This is a genomic window from Nitrospira sp. MA-1, from assembly GCA_032139905.1.
GTDB lineage: Bacteria > Nitrospirota > Nitrospiria > Nitrospirales > UBA8639 > Nitrospira_E.
The window spans coordinates 1697174-1722668 of the sequence record JAQJDB010000007.1; the positions used below are offsets into that span (position 1 = coordinate 1697174).

At 49.2% G+C, this 25495-nt stretch carries 24 protein-coding genes; 13 read left to right on the top strand and 11 right to left on the bottom strand.

Features of this window, described 5'->3' with window-relative positions:
- The first annotated feature begins 53 nt into the window (after positions 1–53).
- Together PJI16_20510 and PJI16_20515 are read left to right on the top strand one after the other, a co-directional pair.
- Entirely contained in the window at positions 54–728 is a 675-nt protein-coding gene (locus PJI16_20510) for a septal ring lytic transglycosylase RlpA family protein (protein MDT3779947.1), read from the top strand.
- 246 nt (positions 729–974) lie between these two features.
- Complete coding sequence (locus tag PJI16_20515) at positions 975–2252, top strand: hemolysin family protein (GenBank protein MDT3779948.1); 1278 nt, start codon at positions 975–977, stop codon at positions 2250–2252.
- 148 nt (positions 2253–2400) lie between these two features.
- On the opposite strand, the gene ligA is transcribed toward PJI16_20515, so the two are convergent.
- From ligA to PJI16_20530, 3 genes are all read right to left on the bottom strand, one after another.
- Positions 2401–4539 carry an NAD-dependent DNA ligase LigA gene (gene ligA / locus PJI16_20520; protein MDT3779949.1) on the bottom strand — a complete coding sequence of 713 codons (2139 nt, stop codon included), beginning with the start codon at positions 4537–4539 and terminating at the stop codon, positions 2401–2403.
- Positions 4493–6388, bottom strand: a complete 1896-nt coding sequence (locus tag PJI16_20525) for a hypothetical protein (GenBank protein MDT3779950.1) — start codon at positions 6386–6388, stop codon at positions 4493–4495. The genes ligA and PJI16_20525 overlap by 47 nt, the downstream gene beginning before the upstream one ends.
- A gap of 91 nt (positions 6389–6479) precedes the next feature.
- Entirely contained in the window at positions 6480–7436 is a 957-nt protein-coding gene (locus PJI16_20530) for an AAA family ATPase (protein MDT3779951.1), read from the bottom strand.
- Between the two features lie 242 nt (positions 7437–7678).
- Between PJI16_20530 and PJI16_20535 the strand changes: the two genes are divergently transcribed.
- From PJI16_20535 to PJI16_20580, 10 genes are all read left to right on the top strand, one after another.
- Positions 7679–8335 (top strand): LysM peptidoglycan-binding domain-containing protein, encoded by a 657-nt coding sequence (locus PJI16_20535; GenBank protein MDT3779952.1) that lies wholly within the window; start codon positions 7679–7681, stop codon positions 8333–8335.
- 153 nt (positions 8336–8488) lie between these two features.
- Positions 8489–9985 (top strand): anthranilate synthase component I, encoded by a 1497-nt coding sequence (gene trpE / locus PJI16_20540; GenBank protein ID MDT3779953.1) that lies wholly within the window; start codon positions 8489–8491, stop codon positions 9983–9985.
- Positions 9986–10005: 20 nt separating this feature from the next.
- Entirely contained in the window at positions 10006–10593 is a 588-nt protein-coding gene (locus PJI16_20545) for an aminodeoxychorismate/anthranilate synthase component II (GenBank protein ID MDT3779954.1), read from the top strand.
- A gap of 40 nt (positions 10594–10633) precedes the next feature.
- The gene (trpD, locus tag PJI16_20550) at positions 10634–11653 is read left to right on the top strand and encodes an anthranilate phosphoribosyltransferase (GenBank protein MDT3779955.1); all 1020 of its coding nucleotides are present in this window, start codon (positions 10634–10636) and stop codon (positions 11651–11653) included.
- Positions 11650–12495 (top strand): indole-3-glycerol phosphate synthase TrpC, encoded by an 846-nt coding sequence (gene trpC, locus PJI16_20555; GenBank protein ID MDT3779956.1) that lies wholly within the window; start codon positions 11650–11652, stop codon positions 12493–12495. The genes trpD and trpC overlap by 4 nt, the downstream gene beginning before the upstream one ends.
- 155 nt (positions 12496–12650) lie before the next feature.
- Positions 12651–13280: a phosphoribosylanthranilate isomerase gene (locus tag PJI16_20560; GenBank protein MDT3779957.1), complete on the top strand. Its 630-nt coding sequence runs from the start codon at positions 12651–12653 to the stop codon at positions 13278–13280.
- Positions 13281–13334: 54 nt separating this feature from the next.
- Positions 13335–14528: a tryptophan synthase subunit beta gene (gene trpB / locus PJI16_20565; GenBank protein MDT3779958.1), complete on the top strand. Its 1194-nt coding sequence runs from the start codon at positions 13335–13337 to the stop codon at positions 14526–14528.
- A 63-nt stretch (positions 14529–14591) separates the two neighbouring features.
- Positions 14592–15449: a tryptophan synthase subunit alpha gene (trpA, locus tag PJI16_20570; protein MDT3779959.1), complete on the top strand. Its 858-nt coding sequence runs from the start codon at positions 14592–14594 to the stop codon at positions 15447–15449.
- Positions 15450–15640: 191 nt separating this feature from the next.
- On the top strand, positions 15641–16567 hold the full coding sequence (locus tag PJI16_20575; protein ID MDT3779960.1) for an N-acetylmuramoyl-L-alanine amidase: 927 nt from the start codon (positions 15641–15643) through the stop codon (positions 16565–16567).
- Positions 16568–16819: 252 nt separating this feature from the next.
- Positions 16820–17020, top strand: coding sequence for a hypothetical protein (locus PJI16_20580; protein MDT3779961.1), 201 nt, complete (start codon positions 16820–16822; stop codon positions 17018–17020).
- A 215-nt stretch (positions 17021–17235) separates the two neighbouring features.
- On the opposite strand, the gene PJI16_20585 is transcribed toward PJI16_20580, so the two are convergent.
- Entirely contained in the window at positions 17236–17691 is a 456-nt protein-coding gene (locus PJI16_20585; GenBank protein MDT3779962.1) for a metallophosphoesterase family protein, read from the bottom strand.
- Between the two features lie 35 nt (positions 17692–17726).
- Complete coding sequence (locus PJI16_20590) at positions 17727–18257, bottom strand: hypothetical protein (GenBank protein ID MDT3779963.1); 531 nt, start codon at positions 18255–18257, stop codon at positions 17727–17729.
- Positions 18258–18836: 579 nt separating this feature from the next.
- On the opposite strand from PJI16_20590, the gene zwf reads away from it, so the two are divergent.
- Entirely contained in the window at positions 18837–20366 is a 1530-nt protein-coding gene (gene zwf / locus PJI16_20595; GenBank protein MDT3779964.1) for a glucose-6-phosphate dehydrogenase, read from the top strand.
- Between the two features lie 46 nt (positions 20367–20412).
- Here zwf and PJI16_20600 read toward each other — a convergent pair whose 3' ends face one another.
- The 6 genes from PJI16_20600 to PJI16_20625 all read right to left on the bottom strand — a co-directional run bounded on the left by PJI16_20600 (position 20413) and on the right by PJI16_20625 (position 25454).
- Positions 20413–21846: a glycoside hydrolase family 13 protein gene (locus PJI16_20600; GenBank protein ID MDT3779965.1), complete on the bottom strand. Its 1434-nt coding sequence runs from the start codon at positions 21844–21846 to the stop codon at positions 20413–20415.
- 136 nt (positions 21847–21982) lie between these two features.
- Positions 21983–22528 (bottom strand): hypothetical protein, encoded by a 546-nt coding sequence (locus PJI16_20605; protein ID MDT3779966.1) that lies wholly within the window; start codon positions 22526–22528, stop codon positions 21983–21985.
- A 23-nt stretch (positions 22529–22551) separates the two neighbouring features.
- A complete protein-coding gene (locus PJI16_20610; GenBank protein MDT3779967.1) occupies positions 22552–23190 on the bottom strand; it encodes a hypothetical protein in 639 nt (212 codons plus the stop codon).
- Between the two features lie 89 nt (positions 23191–23279).
- Complete coding sequence (locus PJI16_20615) at positions 23280–23756, bottom strand: hypothetical protein (protein MDT3779968.1); 477 nt, start codon at positions 23754–23756, stop codon at positions 23280–23282.
- On the bottom strand, positions 23756–23950 hold the full coding sequence (locus tag PJI16_20620; GenBank protein MDT3779969.1) for a hypothetical protein: 195 nt from the start codon (positions 23948–23950) through the stop codon (positions 23756–23758). Before PJI16_20620 ends, PJI16_20615 begins: the two co-directional genes overlap by 1 nt.
- A gap of 43 nt (positions 23951–23993) precedes the next feature.
- The gene (locus tag PJI16_20625) at positions 23994–25454 is read right to left on the bottom strand and encodes a geranylgeranyl reductase family protein (GenBank protein MDT3779970.1); all 1461 of its coding nucleotides are present in this window, start codon (positions 25452–25454) and stop codon (positions 23994–23996) included.
- Positions 25455–25495: the final 41 nt, after the last annotated feature.

Here is a 25495-nt window from a genome sequence, read left to right on the forward strand (position 1 = left end):
ATCCAACTCGAAAAAAACACCTTCCCTTCATACTTCGGCGGGGAATACGGGTCATGAATAGTGGTATTCCAGTCAAAAGGATTTGTCTTATCCTGACTTTCATGCTCATGACCGGATGCGCAGGAGGTGGCCATTCCCGTACTGAGCCGATGATCTCAGAAACTTCTCAACAGGGAGTGGCTTCCTGGTATGGCCCAAGTTTTCATGGTAATCCGACTGCCAATGGTGAACCCTATAACATGTGGGCACTCACTGCCGCGCATCGTACGCTTCCCTTTGGAACACGGGTCCTCGTTCAAAGTGTCGAAACCGGGAAATCCGTGACCGTTCGCATCAATGATCGTGGTCCTTTTATTCGTGGTCGGATTATTGATCTGTCCTATGGAGCTGCTCGGGAGTTGGCCATGATTGGAAAAGGAACGGAGAACGTCAGGTTGACGATTCTCGAATCTCCAAGCGCAGGTTCGGGCCAATTGTCGAATGGAGAGTCTGTTATGTATTGGGTGCAGGTAGCCTCTTACACGACTTTAACCCAAGCAGTCTCCATGCGGGAACAACTGGCCACCCACTATCCCAATATACGATTGACGACCGTGGACCTTCCATCCGGACAATGGCACCGTGTTCAAGTTGGGACATTTCCCTCTCAGGAAAAGGCAAAATTCGTGGCGGAAGAACTGGAAAGACAATTTGATCTCGACCCACTTCTGATCCAGGTAACCTACTGAAACAAAAGAGTTAATCTGATAATTCATCCAGTAAAATTGCCTTAAACCAATCCCCTATGGTACGTTGGACCCAAGCAAATAGTGATGGCTCAAAATATCTCATAAACCATGAGACTTTTGGCCTTATTATGAATCCCTCTCAAACACTTCTGATACCAACTTCCTCAAAGACCAGACTACAAGATCTTGCAGCTATTTGTGCTGTAACGCTATCTCTTTGTCACGTCGGAGCTCGTTAATCCACCTATGGATTTCATCGCCGTCCTTATTTGTCTAGGACTTTCAGCCTTTTTCTCCGGCGCCGAGATCGCCTTTTTTTCAATAACGGAAAGCCGGTTGAAAGCCTTGGCCGATGAAGGTCATAAAGGGGCAAAACTTGCCCTGAAATTACGCTCAAATCCACAGCGCCTACTCTCAACTATTTTAATTGGCAATAATTTGGTCAACATTTTGGCGGCATCTCTGGCCACGCTGATTGCCATTCGGATGTTTGGTTCTGAGGCTGTCGCTGTGGCAACGGGGATATTAACTTTTATGGTGCTCTTGTTCGGGGAGATTGTACCCAAAACGCTCTGTGCAAAATATTCAGAAACGGCCGTCCAATTACTGGCATACCCCATCTATCTCCTAGAACAATTATTCTTTCCTTTTCTCTATTTCTTGGAACCGTTTATTTTAAAACTCACTGGGGGTCGTGGGTTAACCGTGCCGTTTATTACGGAAGAAGAACTGAAGATCATGCTCGATGCCGGAGGTAAAGCGGGAGTCTTAGAGACGGATGAAGTGAGAATGATTAAAAACGTATTTGATTTCAATGACGTGACGGCTGAAGATGCAATGACTCCCAGAATTTATATGTTCGCCCTCGATGGCAATCAAACACTGGGAGAAGCACGGGAAGAGTTATTTAAAGCTAAATATTCACGGATCCCCATATACGAAGGGAATCACGATAATATCACCGCCATTCTCTATCGCAATCATGCCCTGATGGAACTGGCTCAAAGTCATACAAACCTTACCCTCAAATCATTGGCGAAACCTGCATTGTTCATTCCCTCTACCAAAACGGCTGATGATTTATTGCGGCAATTCCAACAAGAAAAACGGCATATTGCGATTGTGGTTAATGAATTTGGTGGAGTGATGGGTTTAATTACCGTTGAAGATCTCCTTGAAGAAGTGGTAGGAGAAATTCTGGATGAAGGCGATCTTCACGAAGAATGGATTCGCCGGACGGGGAAAAATCAAATTTTAGTGGATGGCCGGACTGAAGTCCGACGTATCAATGAATTTCTTAAAGTCGAATTAGATGAAGAAGAGCAAAATACCATTAGCGGGCTCATCCTGGAAGAGTTAGGACATATTCCCGCCATTGGCGAAAAAGTTGAAACTGACGGTTGCCTCCTCGTGGTCCATGACGCAGATGAACGCTCAATCAAAAGCGTGCAGATCATCAAGGAAGAGCCTATTCCGGAAACCCCTCCCACCGAACCGTCCACCGTGTCTTCAGAATCCTCATAACACCTTCTCGGTTTCTTCCTTTTTCCTGCAGCTAAAAGTAAATGTGGTCTCCCCTTTTTATTTCCAGCCGAGAGATTGGTCTATCCCTTTTGGGTCACTCATTCTTTCCTGGTGAAAAAAAACCCTCTTAGATTATTCGTTAGAAATTTCACTCATTGGAGGGTGAGGGTTCAAGGTTCCCTGATTGACTGAATAAAAAGAATTCATTTTCGTCAATAATTCGCACACCTAATTTTGTGGCGCTGTCATATTTAGAGCCGGGGTCTTCGCCGGCGACAAGGTAATCTGTCTGTTTACTGACGCTGGATGTGACACGTCCACCTAACTCTTCAATTCTGCGTTTCGCCTCCTGACGGGAATAACCTTTTAAAGTTCCGGTTAGCACAAAAAGCTTTCCCCTTAGCGGTTGGGCATGAGGCTCTACCACATTGGCTTCCTGTTGAACCCGAACTCCCAATGATTCCATGTGTTGCCAAACAATCAAATTACGTGGTTCTTGAAAAAAATGAGTCACACTCGCAGCAATCTCCGGTCCAATGTCACGAATTAGCAAAAGCTCCCCTTCGGTAGCTCTCCTCAAATTGTCGAGCGAAACAAATTCCTTGGCCAGAATTCTGGCGATGTGAGTGCCCACATGACGTATTCCGAGTCCAATCAGAAGGCGCCCGAAGGGAACGTTCTTACTCTTTTCAATTTCTCCTAAAAGTTGTTTGGCGGACTTGGCTGCAAAACCTTCCAATAGAAGGATATCGTTGACGTCTAATGTATACAGGTCGGACAACTTCTTTACGAGGCCCTTGTCGACCAACTGTGCTACCGTTTTTTTTCCAAGCCCTTCGATATTTAAAGCACTCTTTGACCCAAAATGTTCAAGTGATCCCTTGAGTTGCGCCGAACACACCGTTTGGCCCGTACAATACAGAATTGGCCCTTCCTGAATGGTATGTGATTGACAAACCGGACATATATCTGGCGGTTGAAACGGAGCCCCACGCTCTTCACCCGGTACAGGCACTCGTTCCACCACATCCGGAATGACGTCCCCTGCTCGCTCGACCTTGACGGTATCACCCACCCGCACATCTTTACGAACCACTTCTTCCACGTTATGCAGGGAGGCTCGACTCACCGTCACACCACCGATTTCCACCGGGTCCAGTAAGGCAATGGGGGTGAGTGCCCCGGTCCGACCGACCGACATGGCAATCTCCTGAACCTTGGTCAGTTCTTTTCTTGGAGGAAACTTGAAGGCGATGGCCCATCGGGGACTGCGTGATTTTTCGCCAAGAGTCTTTTGCCAATCATACCGGTCAATTTTGATGACAATGCCGTCAATTTCGAAAGGCAAAACATCCCGTCGTTCAAACATCTCACGATGAAACTTTATAGCTTCTTGAATGGAGGGACAGTGCCGGCGAAATTGAGGAATGGGTAATCCCCATGCCTCCAGGCATGTGACAGCTTCAAAATGAGTGGTAGGCCTTCCTGGCCCGGGACTCATGAAATCGTAGCAGGTGATTGTCAGCGGGCGAGTCGCGGTGATGGCCGGGTCCAATTGGCGTAATGTTCCGGATGACGCATTGCGCGGATTGGCAAAGGGTTCATCCCCCTGCTCAGTTAAGCGTCGATTTAATTGGTGAAAATCGGGGAGCTTCATAAACACCTCCCCCCGCACCACCACACGGGAGGGATAGGTCCCGCATTCTTTTAACTGTAATGGTAAGGCGCGTATGGTACGAAGATTGTGCGTCACGTCCTCCCCTATTGCACCATTTCCCCTCGTGGCCCCTCGAACAAACATGCCATTGGCATAAGTGAGTGCAACAGATAACCCATCGTATTTGGGCTCAGCCGTATAGCTGAGCTGGCTCACTTCCAGTTCCCGGCAAACTCTCTGATCAAAAGCCAATACACTCTCTTCATCCATTTCCGAATCCAAACTGAGAAGAGGAAATTCGTGGGGAATTTTACTGAATTGGACAAGCGGTGTTCCTCCGACCCGCTCGGTTGGCGAATCAGGTGTCCTGAGGTCCGGGTAATGGCTCTCTAAGTCCTGAAGCTCCCGAAAGAGCTGGTCATATTCAGCATCAGAGATTTCGGGTCGGCTTTGAACATAATACAATTCATCATGCCGACGGATGGCGTGTTTTAACTCTTCCAACCTTTGTTTAACCTTTATGGATGGCACAGCAGGAGAGTGAGGAGTCTTGGTCGAACTCTCTTCTTCCGTCTCGCCAGAATTATTCTCGAATAAACTTGGCTGCATAACTTCGGATGTCGTGTCCATTTAGCACATGAAATCGTCGTAGACGAGCAATCGTTTGACCTGAAAACCGGTGCAAAGGAATGGGGAGGAGCTTCCGGCCGAAACGATTGGCAATTTTTCTCCAGACTGAAGTCAGCGGAACCGGAGAGACGACAGCCACAAAGGGTTCCTGTGAATAGGCGCAGGCTCCCGCAAGCAACCGTTCCTCAAGCGACGTCGCAAAATCAAATGCGGGATTTTCCCATATATCAGGAATGAGTCGTGGTGGATACAGGAAAAGCGCTCCGCCATAGCATGCCTCCCCGATTCCCGGTCCGACCAGATTTGTTGTAAAGGGGGTCGCGTAAAAACTGAGGGTGGATTCTTCTTGATGTTCGGCATACCAGGTCGTTTGCCAGGAAAACGTCTGAGGATCAGCCGGCACCTCAAAGAAAAACACCAACGCTTCAATAGTTCCGCGCACAGGAGGAACCACTTTAACATGAACATCGCGCACCGACCGGTTCGGGGAAATGGCCCATTGGCGCAAAGTCGCCCGCAGGTCAATTCCATCTTCCAGTGAGTTAGTAAATCGTTCAATTCTTCCCAAATCCGCACCCAAGATCTGTCGACTATGCTGACGAACATGCGCCGCAAACGATTCAATGCGCTGATCTTCCGGAGGCCAGGAACACTGCCGGTAAGGATTCCATTGTTGTGCCCAAGATTGTGTTTTGGGCCTTGGAGGATCGGGCCTGAGGGTGACACGGCGCCAAACTAAGGGATCTCCTTGCAAACGATTCACAGCCGGCAGAATGTTTCCATCCGGATCCTGAAGTTCACCAATTCCCAGCAACACAGCAGGCCGAGTATCCAGTACGGATGGTTGAGTTTGGTAGTCATAGGTTTTGGCGGTTTCCAATAATCTGAGGGCAAATTCATCACCAGCCATCTGTTTTGCGGCTAGGACCAAGGTATACAAATCCGGTTTAAGACGATGCTCGAGAAGCGTCAGATTCCGCACGTATTGAAAATAGCGTTGTAATAATTGCGGGGTGACCCAATTAGTCTCTTGCGCAATGGTCGTGGAACGAGACGCCATCCACCGGGCTCGTGCTTCCAAAACCAGTTCTTTCATGCCAACAATAGCCAAATGCGTGTCGGCTCGGGCCTCCTCCCGTCGCTGTTCATACAGTTGCGTGACATAGGGTAATTCACTCAACCCAAAGTAGAGCGAAGCCGGCTCGACCTTCCACCACTCAGGAAGGCCCATTCTCTGTTCGGGTGGAATATACGGCATCCGCTCGTGATAGGCCTGACGCAACCAGGGCCAATCTGTCATTGGACAAAGAAAAAGTACAGCAGAAAAGTCCAGTTCGAGTTCATGCAGTCGAAATGCCATCCAACGGATGCGTTCCCAACGAGAGGACTGGTCTTGAGGAGGCGGCAAAAAAGGCATGGTGGCAGCCGAGAAGGCTGCCAAAGGGACAGTCTTTAGGGTATAGGGATCAGGCCCGACCCAGGAGACGGAATGGTAGTGTTGGACCTCCCGATCAACATAGGCTCGCGGGATCCCTTCAGACATGGCAGATCGAATCCCCATGATGACCGGTTGGCAGGGATCAATGGGCACATAGGAACAGCTCGATGTTCCAGCGTCATTTTGTTCAGGAAGGACCACCAGACTGATGATTGGCAATTGGTTAATCCCCTCTTCTACGAGGGGTTGCACAGATGGCGGAAGAGGAAGGGCCACACAATCAATATGGCGCGACACAATAATCTCGCGCACAATATGAGCCATATCTCCACTTCCATGCACCACAGGCAAGACGTGAATATGGGAAGATAAGGCAAAGATCCTGTCAGGGGTCAACGCGGCGAGAGTCATAGTGCGTTCTGGAGGAAAACGGGGGAGCCCTTTCCACTCAAGAATTAGAGAATGGGCCGTTCATCGGTGTCGCCCAGGGTTACAGAGCTGACTATTGGTCCGGGTGCAGAGGATTGTCCTCCTCAAAGAAAAAATCCCCTAATCCTTTTGGGAGAGCTTGCCCGTGCAATGTCTGGGATCGGCGTTTCGCTAACACATCCAGATCCCGGGCTTCTTCTCCCAACACATTGATCAGGGCTTCCTGCCAAGCCGGATCACGGGCCACAGGATGGTGAGGGTCTTGGGCCATCCGTTTCATGGCGTATTGCACCATGTGCATCCCGTCCCGAATGGAGAACGGGAGATCCAGTTGATGCGCTTTTTGAAGAAAATTCACCGTGAGCGTGATCAATTCCGCAGACGCAAACGGGAGGTGATATCGCAAAATGGCTAACTCATGTTCCTTGTTAGGAAATTCTACTTTCAGGGTCGGTTGCAGGCGGGACAGGATATAATCCGGCACCTCATAGGTTGAGGCATCTTCATTCATGGTGACACAACACCGGAAATTCTCATGCGCATGAATTTGAACACCCGCCACCACCGAATCGACTGATCGTCGATGATCAAGCAGTGAGGCAAGGGAGGCCCAACTCTTTTCATTCATCCGGTTGCCTTCATCAAGAAGACAAACATTGCCGGTCAGCATGGCCGTGACCAAGGGCGAGGCCTGATAGGTAATCGTGCCTCCTTCAGAAATGACGGGGGAGACAAGGAGATCTTCGGGTCTAGTATCAGCGGTACATTGATAAATAAAGAGTTCCTGCTTTCGCTCCTGAGTCGCCGCCATAGCGAGTGTGGTCTTTCCAACACCCGGTTGACCGACAATTCTTGGTGATAAGGGGACATCTTTTTCATCAACAATAAACCAACAGGCGAGAAGCTGACGTAGAATATTTTGATCCCCCATCCAGGCTTGTTGAAGGGCAAGAGGACGAGCCAGGCGAAGAGCAACCTGTCCGATGTGCATCACCGAAGGATCGGAAGAATGTAAAAATGGAGGGGTCATAGAAAAGGACGAAAAATTTCTGTAAGTGAAATTATCACAGCCATTTTTCTATGGTCAATGAATCGTGGTGTTTCGGAACTTCTGCTGGTGTGAAAAATAGTTGTTTGACTTTATCCTTATTCGGAATTATTGTGTAGCAAAAGGTGACTAGACCGTGGAGATCTTCGCGTTCTCGTTATATTATATTGACCATTGTCCCTATAGAAGGGATAAATATGAACCTCAGAGGAGGAATGCGTAACATGACGCAACCATTGTTCGGGGGATGTCAAGAAGATCCCCAACCATCGGGCTGGTGTGGATATCTGAAAATTGTGGCTGGGGTATTAGTCTGTAGCGGGGTCCTGTCTGGATGCGTCAGTACAGAAAAGTTCGAGGCCGAGAAGGCTCGTGCGTTAAACTTTCAACGACTTTTGGCGCAAGAGGAAAAACGGACCGGTGAATTAAATGTGAAGTATCAGGACACGCAACGACAAATGAGCTCAATGGAATCGCAAAATCGGGACTTAAATGCCGAATTAGAAGCATTACGAGATCAACTCAATCGTTCCCATGACGAACTTTCGCGTGTGCGAGAGGGAGGGATGGAAAAATCTGATGATTTGAAACTTTCCGAACCTTCGATCTCTGAATTTGGGCTGAATGATCTGGACTTTAACGACTCAGATATGACGAAACTTGATTCGGACTTAAACTTGGGAGACAACGTTCCTTTGGATTCGCCTATGATGGATACTCTTGGAGGTCCTAGTGATGGATCACATATTGTGGCTAAGGGAGAAACCCTCTACCGGATTTCCAAAGAATATGGCGTATCCATTGATGATCTCAAATCCTGGAATCAGTTGACCGATAACACCATTCACGTTGGACAAAAGCTCATCGTCAACGGTCAGTAATTTCACCTCTACGCATTTATTAAGATTAGGTCGGAATCTTCAGGAAGCTTTTTTCTTCCGGTTCCGGCCTTTTCTTATCCCTCCCTCTGAAAACCGCGTGTCTCTCCACCGCTTTCGTTGACACCTTATAGGCCGTATGGTACCGTCCAAACCATGAAAAATGCTTATTATTCAGTGAGTTTTGACGAATTCTGCCAATTCGCCGCACAAGGAAATCTTGTCCCACTTTATCGAGAAATTCTGGCAGATTTCGAGACGCCTGTGTCGGCATTTTCCAAAATCAATACGGGAGCCAATGCTTTCTTATTTGAAAGTATCGAAGGGGGAGAAAACTGGGCAAGATATTCCTTCCTGGGTAGTAATCCTTCCGTCATGTTGTGGGAGGAGAATGGCGAAGTCGTCACCCAACAAGGTCGGAAACAGCATCGGGCTCCGCTGCAGGGGAATCCATTGGACCATATTCAAAATACTATGGCAGAGTACCACCCGGTTGTCGTTCCCGGTTTGCCACGATTTGTGGGCGGTGCGGTCGGCTATTTGGGTTATGACGTGGTTCAATCGTTTGAACCGATTCCATCTCGACCGAAATCTGGGATCAAGACTCCTCTCTTTGCATTTTGCATTACGGACACCTTACTCATTTTTGACAATATTGCCCATACCCTCAAAATCGTGGCCAACGCTCATATTACTTCCACAAAGAAGACCCGCCTTCGCCAGATCTATCAGGATGCCATCAATCGGATTGAATTTATCATTGCCAGGCTTCATAAACCGACCAGGCGCCCAACGCCCCCGACCCGACGTGGGCCACTCAAATTTCAATCGAATATGAGCCCTGGGGACTTTGAAAAAATGGTGATTCGGACCAAAGAATATATTCAGGCTGGCGACATCATTCAGGGCGTCATGTCCCAACGATGGCAGACCACCATCCATACGAATCCCCTGGAGATCTATCGAGCCTTACGGGTGCTCAATCCCTCGCCCTACATGTTCTATTTACGAATTGCAGGAATCGAGCTCGTGGGATCTTCTCCGGAAATCCTCGTACGATGCGAAGAAGGCAATATTGTGGTGCGGCCCATCGCCGGGACCCGTCCCCGTGGCCAGACGCCGCAAGCTGACGCGGCCTTGGAACAGGATCTTCTATCCGATCACAAAGAATTAGCCGAACATGTCATGTTGGTGGATTTAGGCCGGAATGATGTGGGCCGGGTGGCCAAAGCCGGAACGGTCCAGCTTGAGCGGTTCATGAAAGTTGAACGGTATTCCCATGTCATGCACATTGTTTCTCAAGTCAAGGGAGAATTAGATCCGCAATACACTGCCTATGATGTCATGAAGGCATGTTTTCCAGCCGGTACCGTATCTGGTGCACCGAAAATCCGAGCCATGCAAATCATTGAAGAGTTGGAACCCACTCGTCGGGGGCCCTATGCGGGAGCGGTCGGGTATTTCAGCTTTTCCGGAAATATGGACACCTGCATCAATATTCGTACGGTCGTCGTTCAAGGACAGAAGGCCTATATTCAGGCCGGCGCCGGAATTGTCGCCGATTCCGACCCTACCCGTGAATATGAAGAAACTCGAACAAAAGCCGGAGCCATGATGAAAGCCATTGAAATGGCGGAACACGGCCTAGCGTAAAAAAGCTAGAGAAGAAATTTATGATCCTGGTCATCGATAATTACGATTCATTTACCTACAATCTTGTCCAATATCTTGGAGAGTTGGGAGCCGACCTCCAGATTTTTCGAAATGATGCCCTCACAATCGAGGACATTCACCGCCTGGCACCGGAGCGAATATTAATTTCACCAGGCCCCTGCACGCCCAACGAGGCGGGCATTTCCGTTGCGACGATCAAGCATTTTGCCGGCCGTCTTCCCTTATTTGGTGTCTGTCTCGGCCATCAATCTCTGGCTTACGCCTATGGAGGTCAAATTATTCGGGCTCCCCGACTCATGCACGGGAAAACTTCCATGGTCCATCATGATGGAAAAACAATTTTTGAAAGCCTCCCGAATCCCTTTGAAGCCACACGATATCATTCCTTAATCGTCAAACGTGAAACCCTGCCCACGGAATTTGAAATATCGGCGGAGACCGTGGAAGGGGAAATCATGGGACTCCGGCATATCCCAACCGGAGCGGAAGGCGTGCAATTTCATCCTGAATCGATTCTCACCACGGCAGGGATGGATCTATTGCGGAATTTTTTATTAATGCCCGTCTGCTCTTCAACCGACCATTAAAGCCCCCAAGTCATCTGTTCATAAGCCTGTTCACATGCCCATACTCAAAAACCATATTGCCAAATTAGTCGAGGGCCTCGACCTCTCAGAGCTTGAAGCCGAGGAAGCTATGCGGGAGATCATGCAAGGAGAGGCCACTGAGGCTCAAATTGCCGCGTACTTAATGGGGTTGCGCATGAAAGGCGAAACCATTGATGAAATCACCGGATCGGTTCGAGCCATGCGCGAACGGGCGATTCGAATCCCTATTACCGATCCTCAGGTGGTGGATACGTGTGGAACCGGTGGGGACAAAAGTCACACGTTCAATATCTCTACGGCTGCCGCATTTGTTGTAGCTGGAGGAGGGATGACCGTTGCCAAGCATGGGAATCGCTCGGTGTCCTCTCAATCAGGGAGCGCAGATGTGTTGGCCGCCCTGGGCGTGAATATCGATTTGTCTCCTGAAAAAGTTGCCGATTGCATCAATGAAATTGGGATTGGCTTTCTCTTCGCACCCCTCTATCACGGAGCCATGAAATATTGCGCCAAACCCCGGACAGAGTTGGGGATCCGCACGCTGATGAATATCATGGGACCGCTTGCTAATCCGGCCCGGGCCTCAATACAGATTCTGGGTGTGTATGATCACACTCTCAACGAAAAATTGGCTCAAGTACTGTTGCGTTTGGGCACACAACATTGCTTTGTCCTTCATGGAATGGACGGGTTAGATGAAATTTCTTTAACCAGCCGCACAGGGATTTCCGAAGGAAAAAAAGGACGCGTCCTGAGCTATTCCATCGGGCCGGAAGATTTTGGCCTTCACCCGGTTTCGCCCAAAGAACTATTGGGAGGAAGCCCGGAAGATAATGCCCAGATCATTCGCGATATTTTTCGAGGACGAAAAGGCCCCAAACGGGATATCGTTCTCATGAATGCCGCGCCGGCATTTATCGCCTGCCAGAAGGCGACATCGCTAAAAGAAGGGTTCGAAGAGGCCGGTCGTGTGATAGACAACGGAGCCGCATTTGAAAAGTTGGACAAACTCATTTCCCTGACCAAAAAGCTGGCGGCATGATTCTTTCTCGTATCCTCGAACATAAAAAAGCCGAAATGCGGCGAAAACAGAGCCGGGGCTACCTAGCTGAACTCAAGGGCCGCATTGTAGATCGAACCAGACCACTGGGTTTCATTCAGGCATTGGAGACGGGGTTGACTTCAGCAGCTCCCGCATTAATTGCCGAAGTCAAAAAAGCTTCACCCAGTCAAGGACTGATGCGGCCGGAATTTCACGATCGGTTTGAGCCAGTGATCATCGCCTCTCAATATCGTGATCATGGAGCAAGTGCCTTATCCGTCCTCACCGATCGTGATTTCTTTCAAGGGGACTTGGAGTATTTGCACAATGTGAAAGAGGCGGTTCAACTTCCCACGCTCAATAAAGAATTTATGATCGAGGAGATTCAGTTTTATGAAGCGCGGGCCTATGGAGCCGACTGTGTGTTACTGATTGCGGCGGCGTTGGATCGCTTCCAGCTTGAAGACTTTTTCACTATCGCAAAAGAGTTATCCCTTGATGTGCTCATTGAAATCCATGATGAACGGGAATTAGATACCGTCCTTGAGAGGGTGCCCTTAGCCAGACTTATTGGCATCAACAACCGGGATTTGAAAACCTTCCAGACTGATTTGGGTGTCACCGAGCGGCTTGCCAAACGAATGCCGAAGGACACACTTATTGTCAGTGAAAGTGGAATCCACAGCCGGGCTCATGTCGTGCGAATACTGGAAGCCGGAGCCAAAGCCATGTTGATCGGTGAGTCGTTATTGCGCGCAGACTCGATACAATCCAAAATTCAGGAATTATTACATCCCCCGACATCTCCCAAAAAGGAAGTATCCACCACTCGTTGGGTTTAGGATTCGATTGAAGGGCGGTCCCTTATGTACTCGTTCTCTTTTTCCAGAGACTGGCCGAACATGAAGTGGAGCCTATATAACCAATGCAAAGGAATTAAATTGAAGCGGTACACCATGATAATTGAGAATTTTCCTGGCCAACCTCGAACGTTCCTATGTCGCCTAAAATAAAAATTTGTGGCATTACGAATCAGGAGGATGCCGACATCGCCGTTCGAGAAGGAGCCGACGCATTGGGTTTTGTGTTTTACGCTCAAAGCCCTCGATATGTCCAACCGGCTATCGCGCAACAGATTATTGCCAACCTCCCCCCTTTCGTCGTTCCGGTTGGTGTATTTGTCAATCATGATCTCGATACGGTGAAGCGCGTGTTCGATGACTGCGGATTGGGCCTGGCACAACTGCACGGTGATGAAACTCCCGGTTTTTGTGAATCGCTACAGCGTCCCGTGATACGCGCCATTCGGCTGCGAGATAGAAGTAGCTACCTTGCATTGGCAGAATGGAAAGGACGGATAGGCGTGAGAGGATTTATCGTTGATGCATTTTCAGATACCGCTTACGGGGGAACCGGACACACGACGGATTGGTCGCTTGCCGGTGAAGTGGCCAAAGCAGTTCCCATGCTGTTGGCAGGAGGATTAACTCCTGAAAATGTTCAAGATGCGATTCGCCAAGTTCAACCCTATGGAATCGATGTGAGTAGTGGTGTAGAACAGAGCCCTGGGCACAAAGACCCGGCAAAAATTCGGAAATTTATCCAATCGGTTCGTCTTGTGTGTTAACCGTTCCATCGCTATACTCCTTTCTTTTTTATTCCTTTTGCAGGCGGACATCTCATGGCAATCATTCCTAATAAACTCGGGCGCTTCGGGCAATTCGGAGGCAAGTATGCTCCGGAAATCCTGATGCCCGCCATACATGAATTGGAACAGGCGTATCATGCGGCCAAAGCAAGCCAACCCTTCCAACAAGAGCTTCGGGATTGTCTGAAACAGTATGTCGGTCGTCCGACGTCTCTCTTCTTCGCCGAACGTCTCACCAAAACCCTCGGTGGAGCCAAGATTTACCTCAAAAGAGAAGACCTCTGTCATACCGGTGCGCACAAAATCAACAATACCGTAGGACAAGCCTTGCTCACCAGGCGAATGAAAAAGAAACGCATCATTGCCGAAACCGGTGCCGGGCAACATGGAGTAGCGGTCGCCACCGTGGCCGCCATGTTCGGTCTGGAGGCCGAAATTTACATGGGCACCGATGATATGGAACGACAGGCATTAAATGTCTTCCGAATGCGGTTACTTGGATCAAAAGTGACGGGTGTGAATTCCGGAAGCCGCACACTCAAGGATGCCATTAGTGAGGCGATGCGTGACTGGACGACCAATGTGAGCACTACCCACTATTTGCTTGGATCGGTCCTGGGCCCTCATCCGTACCCCATGATGGTCCGGGATTTTCAATCCGTGATTGGTCGAGAAACCCGCAAGCAAATCCTGGCATTGGAAGGTCGTTTACCTCACTGTCTTGTCGCTTGTGTTGGCGGCGGCAGCAATAGCATTGGATTATTTTATCCGTTCGTCAAAGATACGCAGGTTAAAATGGTCGGCGTGGAAGCCGGGGGCTACGGGATAAAAAGTGGAAAACATGCCGCGCGCTTTGCAGGAGGGAAACCTGGCGTTTTGCACGGAACGATGACCTATCTCCTCCAGGATGCGGATGGTCAAGTCAACTCCACACATTCGGTGTCTGCGGGATTGGACTATCCGGCAGTCGGTCCTGAACACAGTTACCATCATGATACAGGACGAATCCGGTACACCTCCGCGACAGATGCTGAAGCCTTAGCTGCTTTCGACCTACTCGCCAAGGAAGAAGGCATCATTCCCGCGCTGGAAAGTGCCCATGCCGTTGCAGAAGTCGTCAAGCTGGCGCCAACGATGAAAAAGTCCCACATCATAATCATGAATCTCTCCGGGCGTGGAGATAAAGACGTTCAACAATTAGCTAAAATGCGGGGCATTCCTCTCTAGAAGATGGCATGACGCACGCCACGGTGTTTAGGGAAATAGAAGAGAGGAAGGCATCAGGCATCTATGAAATCTTTTGGTATGAGCAATCGCATTCAAGACACATTTGCACAGCTCCACTCCAAGGGTGAAAAAGCCCTCATCCCTTACATTATGGCTGGCGATCCAAACCTAGCCATGACCGAATCTCTGGTGTTAACTTTGGAACAGGGCGGTGCCGACCTGATTGAACTGGGTGTGCCATTCTCAGATCCCATCGCCGATGGTCCGGTGATTCAACAAGCGGCAGAACGAGCCCTTCATTCAGGGACTACCCTTAAAAAAATCCTTGCCACTGTCACAAACCTGAGAAAGAAGACGTCCATTCCCCTTATTTTGATGGCCTATTACAACAGCCTCATGGCCATGGGGATCACAGATTTTTGTGCCAATGCCATTCAAGCAGGGGTGGATGGACTCATCGTGCCGGATTTGCCACCGGAAGAATCTGACATTCTTTATCACGCCGCCCAGGCTTCGGGAGGACCTGTGAATATCTTCCTGCTGGCTCCCACCAGCACGGCGGAACGACGGCGTGCTGTGATACAACGATCACATGGATTTATTTATTATGTCTCTCTCACCGGTATTACGGGTGCCAAGTTAACCGATCTCAGTCGCGTGCGCCAAAGCGTCCATCAGCTTCAACGAACCTCACGAAAACCTGTGGCAGTGGGATTTGGAATTGCCTCGGCTGAGCAGGCCGGAGAAGTTGGGCGATTTGCAGATGGGGTCATTATTGGGAGCGCCCTGGTTCGACACATTGGTGAACACCATTCCGCCCCGACATTTCTCACCGATATCCAGGGCATGGCACAAGAATGGAAATCCGTCCTCTTGCCCGTCACAGGAAAATCTTCGACCAGACAAAAGCCAAAGACGTAAGGTGTCCGCGCATTCATAAAGGCTGCCATCGTTGAATTTGCACTTTCAATTCTTATTATCGATATTCATGCAATATTGTTGACAGCTCTCCCTGACGTAATTTTCTTGGAATTGAATCAGCCATCCTGTCCCTCGTGACGGATCCTTCCGACCCAGGAGGCTCAAAAAATTCTTAAAACAGGAAAATGAGCATGGCTCCTGCCAGAAAAACCCCTCGCAAACATTCCACTCCAAGCTCATCAAGGACGGGGTCGTCCAGTCGAGGGCAACTGGCCACTGCCCCTGATTCTTCACTGTTTCGTCTTGTAAACCACCGGTTAGAGGGAAACAAGGTTAACTACCTAGAGACTCCAAATAAGGGTGGGACTCTCCAACCGTCCTACTTGGTCTTTCATTATACAGCCGGACGAAGCTCCCAATCCTCGATTGCCTGGTTGACAAACCCCCTAGCAAAAGCCTCAGCCCATCTGGTCGTAGGCCGGGATGGAACAATTACCCAGCTTGCACCCTTTATCACAAAAACCTGGCATGCGGGGGTGAGTCATTGGGATGGCCTAACAGGCCTTAATCAGCATTCGATTGGGATTGAAATGGATAATGCCGGGCCATTAATCGCAGTGGGAACCAAATTGACGGCGTGGTTTGGGAAACCATATCCAAAATCCCAGGCCATGTTTGCTACCCATAAATTAGACACCGAGCCGAAATGGTGGCATGCCTTTTCCGAAAAACAAATTCTCATTGCGGTGGAACTAGCCAAAATACTGGTTTCACAGTATGCCTTAAAGGATATTCTTGGACATGACGACATTGCCCCTGATCGGAAGCGAGATCCGGGCCCCGCTTTTCCTCTAGACCATATCCGTGCATTGGTAATTGGAAGATCACAGGAGGAAGGTGATTGGTATCAGGTGATGGCATCTGCGTTAAATATTCGCTCCGGTCCCGGTTCGGAATATGACATTGTGGCCTCTCCCCTCACCAAGGGAACGAAACTCCTCGCTTTGGAGAAACAGGATCGATGGACAAAAGTGGATGTAGATCCAAGCGCACTTTCGTCCGGACAAGATCTCGAAGGTTGGGTCTTTAACCGATACATTGAATCCTTGGACGCATAACAATCAGGAGTAAACTGAGAAATCTTTCCTCTCCCTCCCTGTGTCATCATCCAGAAGAGATTCAGCAAATCTTTTTTACCTAGCCCGGGCAGACCTTGCCCGGTGTCAAAATCCACACAGGACAAATCAGGTAAAACTCTCCTGCTTTTCAAGCCTTTTATCAATTTCTTTATCAGCGATTTCTGGCACGGTTCTTGGTCTATTGGATAGTACGCACACGCCGAATCGTTCATAATTAACAAGGGGTTGTCCATGGGTGAAACTGAATATTTAGACCAGGAAGATCAAGAAAAAGCAGTAGAGATTCGCATTGAAGATGTCATTTATCGCTCAGATGAAAGCCCGGCCGTCGTGCTGGCGATCAAACGAACCTGTTCCCTGAGTGGAGAATGTAAAGTCGGACATGTCACCTTGGGACATGAAAACACCCTTCGTTTATATTTGGAAACCTAATCATGCATTCACTCTCTTAAATATATTAAGGCTTTAACCCAAGACTTTCATCCCCATGTTTTCATCCGCGTACCATTTTCATGTCCTCAAGGGGTATTGCACATCAATATCCCCTTGATCAGAGAGCAATCGGTAACCCCACCCAAATCTTAACCATTTCACAAGAGTGGACAAGGCGGCTCACAGAAGACTCACCATTTCTCCTCCTCTCTGACTTAATTTTCAATCTCAATAATTTCAGGGGTAAGGCCGGTATCCGTCAAATGAAGACAGGCTACGGTAATCGGAAGAGTAAATCGACGAGGACCGGCGCTGCCAGGATTGAGGTAGAGTACTCCCTTGCGTCTCTCAGCAGAGGCACGATGGGAATGACCAAAAATGACAGCAGAAATTTCCGAGGCGACAGGGTCTAAATCCAAGTCATCCAGTTCATGCAAGACATAAAATAAATATGATTGATGTTCGACGACATTCGTCAGAGGAATTTCCTCAGCCCAAGGGTCATGATCATTATTTCCACGAACAGCGATCACCGGAGCGATCGTCTCCAGCATCTTCAGGACGTCAGGGTTTCCGATATCTCCGGCGTGGATAATCAATTCAGCTCCGGTCAACGCCTCAATCACCTGAGGGCGAACAAGTCCATGCGTATCAGAAATAATGCCGATCATATTCTCGCTCTTATTTGATGCCCTCATCCTAAGAATTAGGATTCTTTTGTCGGTTGATCACCCATTTTCAAAATATCCCCATAATGGCGTTGGCCACACTCGGGACAAAACCCATGTGTAAATTGAGCATTAGATCGATCAGTAATAAATTGTTCGAGCGGTTGCCAGATGTTGTTCTGATCACGAATCTTTTTGCAAAAACTACAAATAGGGAGAAACCCCTCCAATACGTTGACCCTTTGGGCCAAGGCTCGTGTTTGCTCGGCGGTTCGATTGACCAAAAATGCCATACCACCTAGCACCAGGATCCTGATAATGGTGTTGATCGAAGCATCAAACATGGCCAGATGAATGGGCCATAGCATGCCATAAAAATACAAGCGGATAAGAGACATCGTCACCGCAAAGAATAGTCCCCAGAAAAATCCACTATACCAGGAGGCGAGAGACACCGGAATAAGATACAAAATGGGAAACTGAATGGTCGGACCTGCTACGTAATCCCCAAGTAATATTACGAGTGCCAACGCAATCAAATAGCTAGGAAATAATTTTGAACGTGTCAAGGCATCTGACAAAAATCCTGCTCTGGAGAGGAGTAAAGAGAAAGCTCGGGGAGGCAGCATAGGCCTAAACAGGACAGAGTAAAAAAGATCCTTTTCAAATCATCATACCATAGTCCCATATGTCGAGCATGGGGTTCTGAGTCAAATCATTCTGCCCAGAAACCACCTGATGCCGCACTGGGACAATAGAAGAGAAGCCGCACTACTCCGGAAACCGGACCCTCCCCATTGATAAACCCAACATGGCTCGCCAGTCGGTCTAACTTCTCAGGGATGGTTCACTGAAGGAGGTCTCCATTCAGATGACGCATGAATTCGTTATTTCCTTATGGTAGAGGAGAGTTACTTATGGATAGCGCTTACTACTGGAAATGGTATAGTAAAAAGTATGTTGGTCACGGTTTTGGAGGCTGCGTCCCATTATCGCAGCCTTTTTTATCATGAAAAGACCATCTTAGGAATCAAGATCCAACCCTCGTTGGAATATTTCCTCCATGGACACCAATGGCGAATGCTACTTCCGGAAAGGCAAGCAGACCAGTGAAACCGTCCCATCCTGTTTTTGATCAAGCAGAAGACTTGAAAGAAAGTCCCCTCTTCCAACAGCGGGGTAATGGCCAGACGCGACCACCCACATTATTTGTCATCTTTGGTGCCCAGGGAGATCTCACGAAGCGAAAATTGATCCCTGCCTTATATAACCTGGCATCAAGCCATCATCTTCCTCAAGAGTTTGCCATCCTTGGGATAGATGGGATCCCCATGCATACGAATGACTTTCGGGATAAGATCCGTCAGGACATCGATGAATTGTGTCCCCGTCCCATCGATGCCACGATCAAAGAATGGCTCCTTGATCGTCTGCATTACCTTTCAGGGGATTTCCGGGATCCTCAGACCTACGAACGCCTTCAGGTTCTGCTGACACAATTAAATACCACACACGGAACCCAGGGGAATTACCTCTATTACATGGCCACGGCTCCGACATTTTTTTCGGAAATCGTGCAACAACTTGGTGCCAAAGGATTAGTGGAGTATCGCAAAGAATTTTCACGGCGAATTGTGATTGAAAAGCCATTCGGCCATGATTTGCCATCGGCCCGATCGCTCAATCAAGCTCTGAAACAGGTGTTAGATGAAAGTCAGATTTATCGGATCGATCATTATCTGGGAAAAGAAACCGTACAAAACATTTTAATATTTCGTTTTGCGAACGGCATCTTTGAACCCATCTGGAACCGTCAATACATTGATCATGTCCAAATTACTGTGGCGGAAACCTTAGGAGTTGAGCATCGCGGGGCCTATTATGAAAAAGCCGGTGCGCTCCGCGATATGGTCTCCAATCACCTCTTGCAAATTTTGGCATTCGTGGCGATGGAGCCACCCAATACGTTTGATCCTGAAGCAGTTCGGAACGAGAAAGCCAAGGTCCTTCGCGCCATCCAGCCCATGAACCCCGTAGAAGTCTTGCAATCAACAGTCGCCGGACAGTATGAAGCCGGATCGATTAATGGTCATAGCGTCCTTCCTTATCGAACAGAAAAGGATGTCGATCCAGCCTCCCTGACCGAAACGTTTGCCGCCATGACCTTAGGCATTGAAAGTTGGCGATGGGAAGGCGTGCCCTTTTACCTTCGGACCGGGAAACGATTACACACCCGTGTTACCGAAGTGGTCATTCAATTCAAATCGGCCCCGCTGATGTTATTTCGTAAGACCCCCGTCGACCGACTCACGCCGAATGTGCTGGTCATTCGCATTCAACCGGACGAAGGCATTTCCTTAAGTTTTGGAGCGAAAATACCCGGACCCAAAGTCCAGGTAGGGACAGTAGATATGGATTTCCAATATGCGGAATATTTCGGTGATGCCCCAAGCACGGGCTATGAAACGCTTCTACACGACGTGATGGCTGGAGACGCGACACTTTTTCAGCGAAGCGATAGCGTCGAGGTGGGCTGGAGTATCGTCGATCCCATCGTCAAAGTATGGGAGAGCCTGGGTTCGCATGCTATTCGTCCCTATAGCTCGGGTAGCTGGGGACCACCCGAAGCCGATGCCTTATTGGCCAAAGACGGCCGAATGTGGAGAAACCACGGGTAACCAGACCATTGAGTATCCGGGAATTTCATTTGCTACTATAAACTTCTCACGCACCAGCCTGGCTCACAGGAGTCAGTATCATCCCTGAACGTGGTCCAAAATCGGCTAAGACCACCTTTCCCTTTTCACACTTGAACTTATTTCCCGTGAGGTGGTCCTCAAGCCATCGAGCGGTCTTCCCTACCCACTGGGCGAGATCAATCTGAATGGAGACCGGATGATCATCATTATGAATAAGAATAAACACAACGCTTCTTTTCGTCTTTCTCAGAAATACACAGCACTGTTGATCTTGGAATTCCTGGATTACCTTCCAATCCCCCTGTCGTAACGTTGGAAGAGATTTCCGGATTGCGACAAGTCGCTTGGTAAAATCCCGCAACTCGTCATTCCATTTGCTCTGATTCCATTCCATGCCCCTACGATTGTCCGGGTCCTTTTCTCCCTCCATCCCGATTTCATCCCCATAATACACTGCCGGTATCCCTGGGAAGACAAACTGAAACAGCAGGGCTAACTTCAGCCGTTCAATATTTCCTTGAGCTACGGTATAAAGGCGTTCAGTGTCATGGGACCCTAACAGGTTCACCATCGCTGAGGTCTTTTTCCATGGATACATCCGAAGCAGTTTGCTCACGCGGGACACAAACTTCCTGGTTGAAATGGAACCTTGAATAAAATAGTCCAACACGATCTGACGGAATACGTAGTTCGTTCCTCCGTCAAATTGTCCATCCCGAATCCAGGAGCGACCGGGACCCCAGATTTCCGCCAGCATATACGCGGAGGGGTTAATCGTTTTGACTTCATGCCAGAGCGCTTTCCAAAATCGATGTCCCCGGACATCAGCCACCGCATCCAATCGCCATCCATCAATACCCTGATTCGTCCAATATGCTGCCACCTCAAGAAAGTACCGTCGTGTGGCAGGATTGGCTAAATTGAGAATAGGCATGAGGGGCCGCTCTTGCCAGCCCCGATAATTAAATGGTCCAAACGCATTGACCGGAAATCGTGTGATGTAAAACCAGGATGCGAAGGGGGATGCCTGACCACGCTCCATCACGTCATAAAAGGGAAAGAAGCCCCGGCCGCAATGATTGAATACACCATCCAACAATACGCGAATGTCATTGGCGTGAGCCTTGGACAACAATCCCTGAAAGTCTGCTAATGTACCAAGACGAGGATCAATCCTAAAGTAATCGTAAGTATTGTATCGATGATTGGCCGAGGCAAAAAAAATGGGCGCCAGATAAATAAGATTCACACCAAGGTCCAAGAGATAATCGAGGCGTTCAGTGATTCCCCGGAGAGTACCCCCCATAAACCCGTGGGCTGTGGGCTTGGATCTCCAGGGTACGATACCAGGTCCGGACTTAGTCTCGTGGCTATTTCGCGCAAACCGGTCCGGAAAAATCTGATAGAGGATCGCGTCACGAGTCCAGGAAATGTCCGAAGCGGGTTGATGATTTCTCATGGATACAGAACCGGAATCTTGTTCATGAGAAAGATGCGGGCGTTATGGTACAAAGAAAAAAAAAACCCGGAGTCACAGGAAACTCCGGGCTAAAGGCAGAAGAAGAAATTCGCTAAGAGTCTTCCAAAACTGACGTTCAACAACACGAGCCGACGCTGGGAGAACAACAGCAGGAGGATGCGCACCCTAAGTGCTGACAACAATCCGCACAATCGCAGCCACAGGTCATTTGGCACCCGTATCCGTGAGATCCATGAGAATAGTCGCCGGCACCGTGGGCATGGCCCCACCCAGCATCTCCGTGATGGTAATCAGGGCCAGCTAGCCCTTGAAGGAATCGTAATCCGACACCCAACCCCGAGTTCAAAAGATCCATTCCCAATTTCAAGGTTTCCCCTACCCGATCAGCAATTTCCCCACTTGTCTCGCTGACCGTTTGTCCCAAGGCCGGATTCAAATGAGGCATCTGGGGAACCTGAGGCATGAAACCAGTCATAGGGGGGAAAGGCCATCCCATAGGCATTTGAGGCATTCCTGTCGCACCCGTGCCGAACTGAGGGCCGCCGTGTTCTGCGGCCGGAGCATGTTCAATTCGTTTTTTATATTCCTGAAATTCCACTTTGGCCTTGTTGGCTGCGCCGACATTTTTTCCTTTTGAAGAACTTTTTGGTGTTGCCGCCATTGTTATGCTCCTGGTTAAACCGATTAACAACTAAAGACTTCACACCATCGAACCCTGGCGGTCATGTTGACGACCAAGACCGTCAGATGAGCGCCTGGTTTGGTTGTGATAATGCCTTCCTTAATGACATAGCCATCCTGAGGCTCAGCCTGTTTCACCCATCCCAGAGTTGTTTTTTCGCTGTCCTGTACGGCGACCATGACCAGGGCTGGGGCAGTTGATGCGGCATTCGTCGGAGTATATTCGATGGATAGATGCACGCAACATCCGCCCCCGATAAAAGCTTTTCCTATTCCCGCTTTTCCTCGCACATCCACCTCGCCGACAATTGGAGCCACGGCAGCCTTCGTCTCTGCATTCTTGCCGACTGTATCGTCGACTGACAGTTCAACCGGAGCTGCAAACATGGCCATTGCCCGGACCCGCTGGAGGACCATGGAATGGGAATCCGTCTTTCCATCCACATTAGTGTCTGCTTCTACAAGCAATTCCTTGGCTTCCTTCCGACATTCGCGATGCCCGCAACAGCATTTAGCCCTGGGATGGCAACAACCAGGACAAAATCCAGCGCCCCCATGCTGAAAAAGCGGTCCGGACATGTGACCAGGTCCATGGTGCGCATGAGTGGGAATTCCAGAATACATCGGTTGAGTGTAATTCATTGGCGTGACCTTCCTTAATCTTGCCTCAAATTAAACAGCCATTCACAAAAAAATAAGCCGACGATTGAGTCATCCTCAATCGATCAACATCAACAGCAAATTGTTTCGCACCAGCGCAATCGGGCCATCGCTTCTTTTACTTCCAATGTCACTTTGGCACCTGGCTCAATGGATAACAATTGAGATTTCACATGATAGCCGTCCGTCATGGAGGTTTCCTGCCAGGTTGAGATACTTCCATCGATTTCAACCGTGACCTTGACCAAGGGGGAAGCCGCCCCCCCATCCGGCACGTATTCCAGGGTCAATGAGGCCTTGGTCGTTCCTCCGATCAACACTTCCTTCATGCCGGTTGCGCTATCCACACTGACTTCTTGAGGAAGAGGCATGGAATGCGTGGCCTGCCCGCCCCATCCGTATCCGGCATAACCGACTGAGGGGTAATACGGCATTGGCATCAGGACCGGGTACCCCATTGGAGCCATGCTGCGATAACCAGTCGAATGACAATGCGGTGACGAATGGTGGGACGTCGGGACACAGCAATGCGGTGAATGGTGATGCATTAGGAATCTCCTTCGTTAGAGTCCGATGCTTTTGTCAAATCCTGGGTAATCTTCAACACATCTTCCACAACCTGGAAACCCGTATTGACCACGGTATTGATCATGTCGGCCAATTTTTGAGGAATGTGATTCTCCAGAATTTGCGTGGAAGTCTGATTAATCAGTTTGTTAACGGATCCTATAACGGTGGCCATGATGTGTGCCTTTCTCCGGATGGGAGGGATTCCCTGCCGGTAATCAAATGGGGCATTTAGTCAATGCGGTTCCCGTCGGCGTCAATGATCCTTCGGCATGGCCCCTGGCCAATCGAAGAACTTTGGTCATCACCTCGAGGCTCCAGTTTAAACTTTGCCAGGGATTCATCAGCATACGGCTTGACGCTTTCGCACTACTGGTCAATGCGTCGGTGGCTAAACTCAAAGGCCCGGTCACCACTCCTTTTTCGTCTAATTGTAACATAGCCAACCAGGCCGCCGGATTGCGGGGCATGGCATGAAACAACGCTTGCGGGACAAGACAAATATTCTGAGAAAGAACCCCACTGAACACTCCGCTACAGAATTCTTGAAATTGCCGGTCATGGGTGGTCATGCGAGCAATGTTGGCAAGAACAAATAAGCAGAATTCTTTCAAATCGGGATTTTTGGCCACCGATAAAAATAATTCCCCCGTTCGCCAGTCCAAATCAAATTGTTGTTCCCATTGCATTTGGTATTGTTGAAGAACGCGGACGGAACAATCTCCTTGTAACACGGCCTGATGCGCAGTTTCGGCCGCTAAATACGCCCCTTCCATCGCTTTATGAATGCCTCCGCCATTGAGTGGATCGGCTTGATTCGCGGCATCACCCACCAGCATCACCCGATCGGCCACAATGGCCTTGGGTTTAAAAAATGAGACGGCCCCACCTGAAACAGCTCCGCAACGTGAGGCATGACGCAAGAGGTGACCCAAATCATGGTCAAGAAAATCCTGGAACACCTGCTTCAGATTCGGGATCATGGGAAACGGCTTATCAAACGCGTACCCCAACCCGATATTCGCAAAGCCATCATCATCCACAAACACCCACGCATACCCTGGAAAAAACCGCTCATCGAAATACACCTTTATTTGGGCGCCTTCGGCATCCACATTTTGGTAATAGGCACGAAGAGAAAGGGCCGTCGCTCCATTTTTTAAGACGTTCCCGATAGAGCGTGACACGACGGAGCTCACGCCGTCTGCCCCGATAACAATTTTCCCCTGTACTTCCGTGCGTTGACCTTTATGATCCAGAACAACACGGGCATGATCGGGTTTCTGGTGAATCTCCCGAACAAGGGAATGCGCTTGAAATTTGGCTCCGGAGTCCACGGCATGTTGAAGAAGGATATGATCAAAACGGCGGCGATCCAACAACACGCAAAAATCCGGATATTGAGTGGAATTCGGAAATCCCCCGGTCAGCAGTAATTCGCCGTTAATAAAGAGGTCACACGTCTTAATACAGGATTTGGTGTGCGTCAGCACTTCGTCGATACAGCCCAACTGGTCAAGCCAGTATAATGCTTGAGGGGTCAACCCATCCCCACAGACCTTATCCCTGGGAAAATCGGTTCGATCAAGGATTAAGGTTGACAGCCCCTTCCGTGCCGTAAACGCGGCAGTACTGCTCCCTCCCGGTCCGGCGCCAACCACAATCACATCGTACGTCATAGGTTTTCCCAGAAAATATCCATATGGACAGAACAACTCTC